The following is an 11,279-nucleotide window of genomic DNA, read 5'->3' as shown; positions in this document are numbered from 1 at the left end:
AATGTAGGATTTTGATTTTTTTTCATCTAAAAGAGTCTCAATTTATACTCTTTCTTTACGAGTAAGTCGTCTATGTTTTTTTACTGCCATTTTACAAATCTATAAATTTAGATTTGTTGCGTTAAGTTATTGAATGGAGGTTTTATAGCAACCATTTTTTTAATCCTTAAATTCAACTAATAAACGCAACTTTTCGATTTGTTGCGTTAAGTTCTTGAATTCAAGAAATCTTTGGCGCTGTGTGCTTTTTCAAACTATTCGCTTTATATTCGGTACGTAATTTAGTCAAAATTGATTCCATATAAAAATGCACTCTAGAGTGCATTTTTATTGACTATTTGATTTGTAGCGTGATCGGGAATTGAACCCGAGACCTCCGGGTTATGAATCCGACGCTCTAACCATCTGAGCTACCACGCCTTTTGCGGCTGCAAATATAAAACAAATTTAAGTTATTGCAAGTGAAAAGTTAAAAAAATCACAGGTAAAAATAATTTTTTTTTATTAAAAATATTACATACATTGTCGGCATAAGACTATTAAATATGAGTAAAATTAAATTTGAATTAGAGTTTCCTATCCATGCTTCGCCAACCATGTTGTATCAATACTTTTCTTCTCCATCAGCGTTGGGAGAGTGGTTCGCTGATAATGTGAATTCTAGAGGGGTAATGTATACTTTTATGTGGGATGGAGTAGAGGAAGAAGCAAAGCGATTGGCAAATAAAAATGATGAAAGAACTAGGTTTAAATGGGTAGAAGATGAAGATCCAAATTCGTATTTCGAATTTAGAATTCAAATTGATGCAATTACAAAAGATGTTTCTTTAATTGTAACGGATTTTGCAGAGGAAGATGAAATTGAAGAAGCAAAGTTGTTATGGGAAAATCAGATTGGTGAATTGAAGCAGACTATTGGAGCCTGAATTAGATTCTATTAATTATATAAACGCTTTGAACTTCTGTTCAGGGCGTTTTTTTGTTTAAATTTGTCGCTCTTAAAAAAATCAATCCATGATAAATTACAACGGTGCACTTATAGAAAAAGAGTCATTTCAATTGTCGAAGAATAATAGAGGTTTTTCTTATGGTGATTCTTTATTTGAAACAATTCGTATAGAAGAGGGGGAGATTTGTTTTTTAGAAGATCATTACTTTAGGTTAATGGCATCAATGCGTATGATTCGTATGGAGATTCCAATGCATTTGACTTTCGAATATTTGGAAAATCATATTTTAAACTTAATTAAATTAATTGGTGTATCAGAAGTTTCTAAAGTGAAAATTACGGTATACAGAAAAGAAGGTGGTTTGTATACACCAGACACTAATGAGGTTGAGTTTTTGATTGAGACCTTTGATACAAAAAGCGAAGTGAAGGCTAATTATGAAATAGATATATATAAAGATCATTACGTAAATTCTGGTTTGTTGTCAACGTTAAAATCATCAAACAGACTGTTAAATGTTGTTGCAAGTATATATGCTAAAGAAAATGATTTAGATGCCTGTGTTTTGATAAATGAAGACAAGAAAGTTGTTGAATCTACGAATGCCAATATATTTTTGATCAAAGGCAATATTATTAGAACTCCTAAGTTGTTGGATGGTTGTATCAAAGGAATTGCTAGAAAGAAAATCATTGAAATTCTAGAGAAGAATATTTCTTTTGAGATTATAGAAGAGTCTATTTCTCCTTTTGATATTCAAAAAGCAGATGAGGTGTTTTTGTCTAATGCAATAGTAGGCGTGCAACCGGTGACTAAATATCGAAAGAAAAATTTTAAAACTTCCCTAGGAGAAAGAGTAAGTAAGGCATTTAAAGCACTTCCTAAAAAGTAGTTTAATTCAGTTTTGGATCGGAAGGTGCATTTGCCCATAGCTTATATTTTCCGCCAATTTCTAAGAGGTGATTTTTCCAAAAAGTGTTATTTTCCTCTTTTAAAATGTTTACATAACTATTTTCAATACAAAACCATGAATTTGTATCCATTTCATCCGTTAGCTGATTCGAAGCCCATCCAGAATAGCCTAGAAAAAAACGGATACTGCTTCTGTCAATTTTTTTGTCATTTAGTAAAGTAACCAAAGATTTGAAATCTCCTCCCCAATAAATTCCATTTCCTACTTCAATACTATTTGGGATGTGTTTGGGTATTTGATGGATAAAATATAAGTTATCTTGCTCTACTGGTCCTCCTTGATAAATAATAAAATCACAATTTATTTCAGGAATTAAGTCTTTTAATGTGTAAGACAACGGTTTGTTGAGTATAAAGCCAATAGAATTGTTATTGCTGTGCTCTGTTAGTAATATCACAGATCTATTAAAGGAGCTGTCATTTAAGATAGAAGGTTCGGCAACTAATAATCTTCCTTTGTGGGGTTCTAATGAGTCCATATTGTGTGGTTTTGAGAATCAAGATACTAAAAATAAAGGATAAAAAAACTTCTTTGGAATCCCCAAAGAAGTTTTTAATAAGATACATTCTTATAATTAGTTTACAGAATCACTTAATCCAGCACCTGCTTTAAATTTAACGATGTTTTTAGCTGCAATTTGGATCGTAGCACCAGTTTGAGGGTTTCTACCTTCTCTAGCTTCTCTTTTAGAAACAGACCAAGTACCCCATCCTACTAAAGCAACTTTACCTCCACTTTTTAAGGTTTTGGTTACATTGTTCGTTAGAGATTCTAATGCAGCTTTGGCTGCTGCTTTTGAGATTCCTGCATCAGCAGCTATTTCATTAATTAATTCTGATTTGTTCATAATTATAGTTTTAAAAATTAAAAATTGTTTTATTCTAACAAATATAGCAGGAATAAGGGGTGGTACAAGCCTTATCTATAAAAATACCATGAATTGTTGATAAAACAGGTTAAATTGTTAATAACACTTGTTGTTTTTACGAGCATTCTTCGTTTTTTTATCAGTTTCAATCCGTTTTGGAGTCGGGTTTGATACTAAATCCGTTGAGAAGACTAGCGGTATCCATCCTTTTTTTACCTGAAAGTTGCAGTGATAGTATATTTAAGTACCCCTTTTTAGTCGCTACTTTTAGTGTTTTTTTATCGGAGATTATTTTTCCTATTTCGTGTGAATGATCAATGATTTCCTTTTTAACGTCAAATAATTTTAATTTTGACTCCTTTCCATTATTGATGAAGTTTGTCCAAGCTGCAGGGTATGGATTAAGCCCTCTGATATGGTTGTATATATTATCTAAGGAATCGTTCCAGTTAATTTTACAAGTTTCAGTATGGATTTTATAAGCAGATTTTGTCGCTTTTTCTGGTTGGATGGTCGTGGTGACATTATCAGCCTCAATTAGTTTTAAGGTTTCAATAACTAAGTCGCTTCCAGAGTGCATAAGTTTATCATGTAGGACACCAACAGTTTCATCAGAAGTAATATCTGTTTCTGTTTGAAGAATAATCGCACCCGTGTCGATTTTATCATCTAGAAAAAATGTAGAGACTCCTGTTTTTGTTTCTCCGTTGATTATAGCCCAGTTAATAGGAGCTGCACCTCTATATTGAGGTAATAAAGAAGCGTGTAGGTTAAAAGTACCCAATATAGGCATGTTCCAAACGGCTTCTGGTAGCATTCTAAAGGCAACGATGATTTGTAAGTCTGCTTGTAAGTACTTTAATTCTTCTAAAAATAGTGTGCTTTTTAGGTTGGTAGGTTGTAAAACAGTTAAGTTGTTTTTTGTTGCGAATTTTTTTACTGCTGATTCATTGAGTTTTCTTCCTCTTCCAGCAGGTTTGTCAGGAGCAGTTATTACACCAACAATAGTGTATTTTTCTTTTAATAATCGGGCTAATATGGCTACAGCAAAATCGGGAGTACCCATAAAAATTATTTTTAAATCTTTCATGCTTTTCTAAGTTAATAAGATGTCTATGCTAGGTGCAAAGATATTGTACTTAATAGGCAAATTTATAGGATGTGTTTAATTAATTTTTAATTCGAAACTTTTGTTTTTAGTGAGATTGATTTTACCATCTTCTAAGAGTGAACTTAAAAAGTTTAAGATATCATTCTCTTTGTATTGATTTAAGTTGAATACAATTTCTCTTGAGCTAATTTCTTTTTGTCGTTCAATCAAATTAATTATTTGACTTTGTAGTTCAGGTGGCGGTTTTTTCTCTTTTTTAGACAAACAGACATCACAGATACCACAGACCACTTTGTCATTTTCTTCAAAGTAATTTAATAACTGAAGACTTCTGCACGTTTTGTCGTTCTCAATAAAATTAATCATTGCAGATACTTTAAAGTTTTTGTTGTGTTGTAGTCTTAAAAACGCTTTTGAAAGAGTATTGATCGTTCTGTCATCTTCTCTAGGAACTAAAAATTGAATATTTGTAGAGTTGCTAGTGGATGTGTAAATTATGATTCCATCTTTCTCAAGTCTTTTAAGATTTTGAAGAACTTGCTTGTGAGAAATATTTATTTTTTTTGCGATGGCATATTCGTTAATAGTAACGGTGTTCTCAAAGATACCTCCGTAGGTTCTTAGGATGCTAGTGATAAAAGTGTCTAATGATGGATATTGATTGCAGTAATTTAGCACGTTATTGCTAGAAGTGATAAACTTTATTGTTGTTCTTTTATGAAGTCCTTCCGTAAAGGATATTATTTGATGTGTCGCTAAGGTTTTAAGAGCGTTGTAAGTTTTGAGGTAAGGACTTTTGTAGGAGTTACAGAATTGATTTATTTGAAAGTCAAATTCTTTTAGAGGTAGTTCTCCTATAGAAACAGTATAGAATTGATTTAGTTGAAAATATATTTTCTTTAGGAATGCAATTGTAATTTCTTGCTCTTCATGATTCTTTTTATACAACGAGATGTCGTTTTTTTGTAAGAGCATAACAGCAAAAGCTTTTTTTCCATTCCTTCCTGCTCGACCTGCTTCTTGCAAGTAGTTTTCAATGCTATTAGGAATTTTTACATGTATTACAACACGAATATTAGGTTTGTCTATTCCCATTCCAAATGCATTCGTAGCAACAATAATACGTGATTTTTCAGAAAACCAATCTGTATACGCTTTTTGTTTGGTCTCGGAGTTGAGTCCACCATGGTAAAAAGTACTCGAAAATCCTTGACTGTTCAATAGATCACTTATCTTTTTGGTGTCATTTCGGGTGTTTGTATATATAATAGTAGGTGCTGGTATTTTAGTTAAGATCTGTTTTATTTTAAAAATTTTGTCTTCTACTTCAAAAATTTGATAGGCTAAATTATCTCTTTTAAATGATTTTCTAAAAACTTTTGGCATTTCCATGTCAAGTTGTAGAGCAATGTCTTTAAGTACTTTAGGTGTCGCAGATGCGGTTAGGGCAATTGTGTTAGCAGTGGGGCATAGTTCTTTTAAAACATCTAATTTTAGATATGAAGGACGGAAATCATGTCCCCATTCAGAGATACAGTGCGCCTCGTCAATTGCTATAAGTGATACCTTTAATTGTTTTATTTTTTCCTGAATAAATGGAGTTTGTAGTTTCTCTGGAGATAAGTATAAAAATTTTATTTTGTTAAATTGAATATTGTCAAAGAGAACGATGGTTTCGTTTTGAGACATTGGTTTGTTTAGCGCTATGGCTTTGATCTCTTTTCTTAGGAGACTTTCAACTTGGTCTTGCATAAGAGCTAAAAGAGGAGAAATTACAATACAGACTCCTTCTTTTGCTAAAGCAGGAACTTGAAAGCATACGGATTTACCACCACCGGTAGGAAGTAATACGATACAGTTTTTCTTCTCCAGAATAGCATTAATTATCTCTTCTTGTGAAGGACGAAAGGCATCAAAGCCCCAGTACTTTTTTAATATGGTTTTTGTTTGATTCAGTTTTCTCGACTTATTTATAATTAAAGATATTAAAGTTTCTATTAAGAAGCCTTATTTATGATAAATTCAGTTCTTTCGTCAATAGTTCCTGCTGGGATTTCAATGACAGAATAGCCTTCTTTTCGGTAACTTTCTAATAACTGATTGTGTGTTTTTTTTGCATCTTCAAAAGACTCGTAACGTTCGTTGTCGGTTTTGTGAATAATCTCCCAAGGTGGGCAGATAAATACTTGGTTGTATCTAATGTTTTTTAATAGAGAATTAAAATCTATTGAATGTTTTGTTTTTGAAAAATTCAAATAGGCTATGATGTCAATAATGCCTCGATCAAAAAATACAGGACCTTGTATCTCTTTTTCTGCCAATTTAAATTGTTCAATTCTTTTTTCTAGTAAAATTTCACTAAACAATATAGGTGATGAAATAAACAAATGTTCTATTCCTTTTTTACGTGCTTCTAAAATAACTGCTCTAGAGATTTCGTCCATGCAGCGAAATCCTTTGTTTTTTAAGTTGTTGATAAGACTAGATTTTCCAGTGCTAGGTCCTCCAGTAATAATAATTTTTTCAGGCATAAAACAAAAGTAATATTTTTAGAGATGAAACGTTGAAAAAGAAGAGATAATCCAGCTTTTAAAAATATTAAAATAAACAAATTCAATTTTTCAAAAGTCATTGTTTATATGTAGTTTTGTGTTCTTCAAAAATTGAAGAAAAACCCTAAGAAAATAGATTTTAAATGAGCAAGCAATCAGAGTTTTATGCGACGTTAAAAGAGAGTTTAGATAATACGTCTACTTATCCATCTAAATATTTATTCAAGTTTATAGTTCCAACGACAAAAAATCAATTAGAAGAGGTGAAATCGGTGTTTAACTTACCAGAAGCAGTTATCAAAATAAAGGCATCAAAAACCAATAAGTATATTAGTATTTCAATAATGATGATGGTAAAAAGTTCTGATGAAATAATTGCTAAATACAATGAGGTAACTGGAGTTGAAGGGATTGTTTCTTTGTGATTTATTTAACACAGAATCGGAGAGGCTTAGAATATCTTTCAAGACTGGAAAAATAATAAATAGAATCCTTATTTTTGAAATTTAAAATTATAAATTTTATGATTAAAGACATTAAAATGATTGCATTTTTTTTATTGCTTTGCAGTGTTGTTATTGCTCAAAAACACACAGATAAAGTATTACTGAAAATTGATGATAATAAAGTTTATAAATCTGAATTTGTTAGGTTATTTGGAAAGAACAAGAGTTTGAAAAACGCAGGAGAAACACTTAAAATAAACGATGATATACGGTTGTTTATAGATTATAAATTAAAACTTATTGAGGCTGTAAATTTACAAATGGATACAATTTCTTCGTATATAAAAGAAGTTGCTAGGTATAGAAATCAGTTAGTACTCCCTTATTTAAATGACGATAGTTTAATAGACAGTCTTGTAAAAGAAATGTATAGTAGAAGTTTGATAGAAATAAGAGCAAGTCATATTTTAGTTCGTATTGATAAAAACTCAACAGATACTATAGCAGCTTATAAAAAGATAATTGCAATTAGAAACAACGTTTTAGAAGGTGCCGATTTTGACAAAGTAGCAAAGGAGAAATCTGAAGATCCAAGTGCAAAGATAAATGCAGGGGATTTAGGGTTTTTCGCGGTATTTAGAATGGTCTTTCCTTTTGAAAATGCAGCATATAATACACCGAAAGGTGAGGTGTCTGAGGTTTTTAGAACCCAATTTGGGTATCATTTTCTTAAAGTGATTGATACACGTAAATCTCTTGGGGAAATGGAGGTTGCTCATATAATGATAAAAGATACAGCCTCTTCTGGTGCTTCTACAATAAATAAAGTTTATAAAGAGGTTGTTGCGAATGGGGATTTTGAAGAGTTGGCTAGAAAGTATTCTGATGATAAAAGAACTTCATCTAAGGGAGGAGTATTAAATAGATTTGGTGTCGGAGATTTACCTCCTCCTTTTGGTAAAATTAGTTTTGCTTTGACGGAACAAGAAAAGTATTCAAAGCCCTTTAAGACCGTTTATGGATGGCATATCGTAAAATATATAAAGTATTATCCTATAGGGAGTTTTGAAGTTACCAAAAAGGATTTGTTACAAAAAACCAAAAAGGTAGGTAGATATAAAACATTATCCAATCCGGTTGTGTTAAGATTGAAAAAAGAATATGCAATTTCCGTTAATGAAGTTGCTAAAAAAGAGTTTGAAAATCCGAGTTTTTCGGTAAAGGATTCTTTAGATACTTGGTTGATTGTTATTCAGAAGGACACTTTAACTCAAGAGGACTTTTCAAATTACATTGCGATTAGGAGAAATCGAACAGTTTTTCAAAATTTTGATTCCTATTTAAATCAAGAAATTCTTGAGTACTACAAGGTGCATTTGGAGGAAACAGATGAGGGTTTTAAGAATCTTTTTCAAGAGTATAAAAATGGTTTGTTGCTCTTTGACTTGATGAAAGAAAAAATTTGGGATGCAGCACAAAATGATTCGATTGGGTTACAGAATTTTTATCAGCTACATAGAACTGAATATGTAAAGCCGGAAACATTTAAGGCTGTGGTGGTGAGTTCTAAGTGTATGAAAGAAGATGTAGCTCTAAGGCAGTTTATCTCTAATTCGAACTCTATAGAGGTTGTGCAAGTTAAAGTTGAGTACTTAGAGAATGTATTGTTAAAATCAGGTGATTTTGAAAGAGATAATAGTATCTTTCCTGAAAATGTTGATTTAACAACAGGTATTACTTCTGTTTATCAAGAAAATGGATATACGATTATCGTAAAGGTTTTTTCAAAACAAAATATGATTCAACAAAACTTTGATGATATAAAAGGAAAAGTGATTAGTGATTATCAGGACGAGATACAGAAAATTTGGTTGTCAGAATTAAGAGCTAAGCATAAAATAAAAATTTATAAAAGAAGAGTTGAAAAATTAGCTTCTGAAATGGAAATGTACGATGAATAAGATTTTTTTATACATATCAATTTTATCCGTTTTTTCAGCTTGTGATTTATTTCAAACTACATCTGGAGAAAAGAATTCTAAATTAATAGCCAAAGTGAATGGTTACGTATTAGATGAGGAGGGTTTAAGTCTGATTTTCCCTGAGAATATATCTTCTGAAGATAGTTCTGAGGTAGTTAAAAAATTGATTAATTCTTGGGTGAAGAAAAAATTACTTTTGCAAAAAGCAAAATTAAATATGCCTAGTCAGAATAAAGAGTTAGAATTATTGATCTCTAGGTATCGAGAAGATTTGTATATAAATTCTTTTAAAAAAGCTTTGCTTGCTAAAGAATTAGATACAATTGTAACGAATGACGAAATAAGGACATATTATGAAAAGAACAAAGTGAGTTTTAGAGTTAATGAAGAATTGGTGAAATTTAAGTATATTGCTTTGGATCCAAAACATAAAAAAAGAACAGCATATAGAAAGCTTTTTTTTTCTAAGTCGAGAAATGCTTCATTTACTTTATCTGAACAATCCAATGATATGGAATCCTGTTTTTTAAGTGATTCTCTATGGATTCGTTATAAGGATGTTCAAAAAAAACTACCTGTTTTGATTAACTATGATAAAAATGTTGTTTTGCAAGCGGAAAAATTTATTACAAAAACTTATAATGGGCTTATTTATTATGTTTACATAAATGATGTTATTAAGAGAGGTGAAATAGCTCCGCTTCGTTATATTTCAAAAACGATTGAGCAAATGGTATTACAGCAACGAAAACTTCAGTTGATTCATAAAGTGCAAGAGGTATTGGTTAAGGATGCAATAAAAAATAAACAATTAGAAATTTATTAAGATGATTAAAAGAATAATATTATTATTTCATGTTTTTGCTATGGTTATTACTATGCAGGGACAAAAAATTAAAGTTGACGGGGTATCAGTCGTAGTAGGTGAAAATATTGTATTAGATTCTGATGTACAAAAATTCAAGCAAGAAATTCATAATAATAGTGAAGGAAAAGTAACGCTTTCTGATTGTGAAATGTTAGAACGGATAATGTTACAAAAATTATTAGCACATCATGCAGTAGTAGATAGTGTAGTTGTTAGTGATGCTGAAATTGAGTCTGGTGTAGAGCGAAATATTGCTTATTTAAAGCAACAGTTAGGGTCAATTGAAAAAGTATATGAAATGTATGGTTTTGATGATGAAGATGATTTAAGGAAAGAGCTTCTTAGAATAGAAAGAGAAAACACCCTGATTCAAAGGGAAAAGCAAAATATTGTTTCTGAAATAACAGTTACGCCAGAGGAGGTGCGTGTTTATTTTAGGAGTTTAGATTCGCAAAACAATTTACCCGAATTTGGAGCTGAAATTGAAATGGCTCTAATAGCAATTCATGTAACACCTTCTGAGAAAGAAATTGAAGTGGTTATCAAAAGACTAAATGAAATTCGTCAGGATGTTATAAATGGATCTAGTATGAGAATGAAGGCCGTATTGTATTCAGAGGATCCTGGGGTTACTCAGAACGGAGGGAAGTATACCATAACAAGAGAAAGTGGGTTCGTTAAAGAATTTAAAGAGGTGGCATTTAGTTTAGAAGAAGGTGAAATTTCAGAACCATTTAAATCTATGTTTGGTTATCATATCATTCAATTAGAGAAAATTAAAGGTCAAGAGTTAGATGTTCGTCATATATTAATTCAGCCTAAGGTTTCTGAAGAGGAGTTAAAAAAAACTAAAGATAAAATTTCACAAATAAGAGATAGTATTTTGGCTGATGAGTTAACATATGATTTGGCTGTAATGAAATACTCTCAGGATAAAGGAACGCGTCAAAACAAAGGGATTATTATAAACTCAGAGACGAATGATGCTAGTTTTGAGTTGACAAGGATGGATCCTAGTCTGTATGGAAGGATTAGTTCTTTAAAAGTAGGGGAGATTACAGAACCTTTTTACGATGAAACAAGAGAAGGATTGAAGATGTTTAAGCTGATTGTAATCCGTGAGAAAAGAGAATCGCATTTAGCTGACTTCTCTAGAGATTATGTTAAGATTCAGAAAATGACAATGCAAAAAAAACAAGAAGATACTATGGAAAAATGGTATAAAGAGCATGTTGCTGATACTTTTGTGAAAATAAATGAAAGCAATGCGGATTGTGAATTTGAATATCTTTGGGGACAAGAATTATAAATAAAAAAGAGAGCTTAAAAGCTCTCTTTTTTGTTACTGTATATTGTTTTTCTGAATTAAACGCCTAGTGTCTGTTTTGTGTTTTTTTGATATTTAGGTTTTTGTAGTACCATTCTAAGAATTGTTTTATGAAAAATGGATTCTTTGTATTGTGACCTATTAATTCTAAAACAAAATTCATCAAAGTAAGCTTGTATATGCCATTTACTTACATGAGTTG

At 31.1% G+C, this 11,279-nt stretch carries 11 protein-coding genes, 1 tRNA gene and 1 pseudogene; 6 read left to right on the top strand and 7 right to left on the bottom strand.

All coding sequences use genetic code 11. From position 1 onward, the window contains the following. Positions 1–346: 346 nt before the first annotated feature. Positions 347–420 (bottom strand) — tRNA-Met (locus V5787_RS10535). Positions 421–545: 125 nt separating this feature from the next. Between V5787_RS10535 and V5787_RS10530 the strand changes: the two genes are divergently transcribed. Both V5787_RS10530 and V5787_RS10525 read left to right on the top strand, forming a co-directional pair. Next, on the top strand, positions 546–926 hold the full coding sequence (locus tag V5787_RS10530; protein ID WP_336893184.1) for an START-like domain-containing protein: 381 nt from the start codon (positions 546–548) through the stop codon (positions 924–926). 88 nt (positions 927–1,014) lie between these two features. Continuing rightward, complete coding sequence (locus tag V5787_RS10525; RefSeq protein WP_336893183.1) at positions 1,015–1,842, top strand: aminotransferase class IV; 828 nt, start codon at positions 1,015–1,017, stop codon at positions 1,840–1,842. Between the two features lies 1 nt (position 1,843). Here the strand turns inward: V5787_RS10525 and V5787_RS10520 are convergent, their stop codons facing one another. The 5 genes from V5787_RS10520 to V5787_RS10500 form a co-directional block, all read right to left on the bottom strand. Next, the gene (locus V5787_RS10520) at positions 1,844–2,401 is read right to left on the bottom strand and encodes a YqgE/AlgH family protein (RefSeq protein ID WP_336893182.1); all 558 of its coding nucleotides are present in this window, start codon (positions 2,399–2,401) and stop codon (positions 1,844–1,846) included. A 96-nt stretch (positions 2,402–2,497) separates the two neighbouring features. Continuing rightward, positions 2,498–2,770, bottom strand: a complete 273-nt coding sequence (locus tag V5787_RS10515) for an HU family DNA-binding protein (protein WP_336893181.1) — start codon at positions 2,768–2,770, stop codon at positions 2,498–2,500. Positions 2,771–2,936: 166 nt separating this feature from the next. Then, positions 2,937–3,881 carry a methionyl-tRNA formyltransferase gene (gene fmt, locus V5787_RS10510; RefSeq protein ID WP_336893180.1) on the bottom strand — a complete coding sequence of 315 codons (945 nt, stop codon included), beginning with the start codon at positions 3,879–3,881 and terminating at the stop codon, positions 2,937–2,939. 75 nt (positions 3,882–3,956) lie between these two features. Next, on the bottom strand, positions 3,957–5,840 hold the full coding sequence (locus V5787_RS10505; RefSeq protein WP_336893185.1) for an ATP-dependent DNA helicase RecQ: 1,884 nt from the start codon (positions 5,838–5,840) through the stop codon (positions 3,957–3,959). Between the two features lie 59 nt (positions 5,841–5,899). Next, positions 5,900–6,433 carry an ATP-binding protein gene (locus tag V5787_RS10500; protein WP_336893179.1) on the bottom strand — a complete coding sequence of 178 codons (534 nt, stop codon included), beginning with the start codon at positions 6,431–6,433 and terminating at the stop codon, positions 5,900–5,902. A 164-nt stretch (positions 6,434–6,597) separates the two neighbouring features. Between V5787_RS10500 and V5787_RS10495 the strand changes: the two genes are divergently transcribed. From V5787_RS10495 to V5787_RS10480, 4 genes are all read left to right on the top strand, one after another. After that, positions 6,598–6,879, top strand: coding sequence for a DUF493 family protein (locus V5787_RS10495; RefSeq protein WP_336893178.1), 282 nt, complete (start codon positions 6,598–6,600; stop codon positions 6,877–6,879). Between the two features lie 98 nt (positions 6,880–6,977). After that, positions 6,978–8,861, top strand: a complete 1,884-nt coding sequence (locus tag V5787_RS10490; RefSeq protein ID WP_336893177.1) for a peptidylprolyl isomerase — start codon at positions 6,978–6,980, stop codon at positions 8,859–8,861. Further along, positions 8,854–9,708, top strand: coding sequence for a hypothetical protein (locus V5787_RS10485; RefSeq protein ID WP_336893176.1), 855 nt, complete (start codon positions 8,854–8,856; stop codon positions 9,706–9,708). Before V5787_RS10490 ends, V5787_RS10485 begins: the two co-directional genes overlap by 8 nt. A 1-nt stretch (position 9,709) precedes the next feature. After that, complete coding sequence (locus V5787_RS10480; RefSeq protein WP_336893175.1) at positions 9,710–11,059, top strand: peptidylprolyl isomerase; 1,350 nt, start codon at positions 9,710–9,712, stop codon at positions 11,057–11,059. A 56-nt stretch (positions 11,060–11,115) separates the two neighbouring features. Here V5787_RS10480 and V5787_RS10475 read toward each other — a convergent pair. Then, positions 11,116–11,279: pseudogene (locus V5787_RS10475) on the bottom strand (IS1595 family transposase); the annotation flags it as partial.

Source organism: Flavicella sp. (assembly GCF_037132785.1).
Lineage (GTDB): Bacteria > Bacteroidota > Bacteroidia > Flavobacteriales > Flavobacteriaceae > Flavicella.
The sequence above is the reverse complement of the archived record's forward strand: the minus strand, read 5'-3'. Positions and strand labels throughout refer to the sequence as shown.

Coding starts and splice junctions, on each gene's coding strand:
- V5787_RS10530 (WP_336893184.1), top strand. CDS start 546: ATGAGTAAAATTAAATTTGAATTAGAGTTTCCTATCCATGCTTCGCCA.
- V5787_RS10525 (WP_336893183.1), top strand. CDS start 1,015: ATGATAAATTACAACGGTGCACTTATAGAAAAAGAGTCATTTCAATTG.
- V5787_RS10520 (WP_336893182.1), bottom strand. CDS start 2,401: ATGGACTCATTAGAACCCCACAAAGGAAGATTATTAGTTGCCGAACCT.
- V5787_RS10515 (WP_336893181.1), bottom strand. CDS start 2,770: ATGAACAAATCAGAATTAATTAATGAAATAGCTGCTGATGCAGGAATC.
- fmt (WP_336893180.1), bottom strand. CDS start 3,881: ATGAAAGATTTAAAAATAATTTTTATGGGTACTCCCGATTTTGCTGTA.
- V5787_RS10500 (WP_336893179.1), bottom strand. CDS start 6,433: ATGCCTGAAAAAATTATTATTACTGGAGGACCTAGCACTGGAAAATCT.
- V5787_RS10495 (WP_336893178.1), top strand. CDS start 6,598: ATGAGCAAGCAATCAGAGTTTTATGCGACGTTAAAAGAGAGTTTAGAT.
- V5787_RS10490 (WP_336893177.1), top strand. CDS start 6,978: ATGATTAAAGACATTAAAATGATTGCATTTTTTTTATTGCTTTGCAGT.
- V5787_RS10485 (WP_336893176.1), top strand. CDS start 8,854: ATGAATAAGATTTTTTTATACATATCAATTTTATCCGTTTTTTCAGCT.
- V5787_RS10480 (WP_336893175.1), top strand. CDS start 9,710: ATGATTAAAAGAATAATATTATTATTTCATGTTTTTGCTATGGTTATT.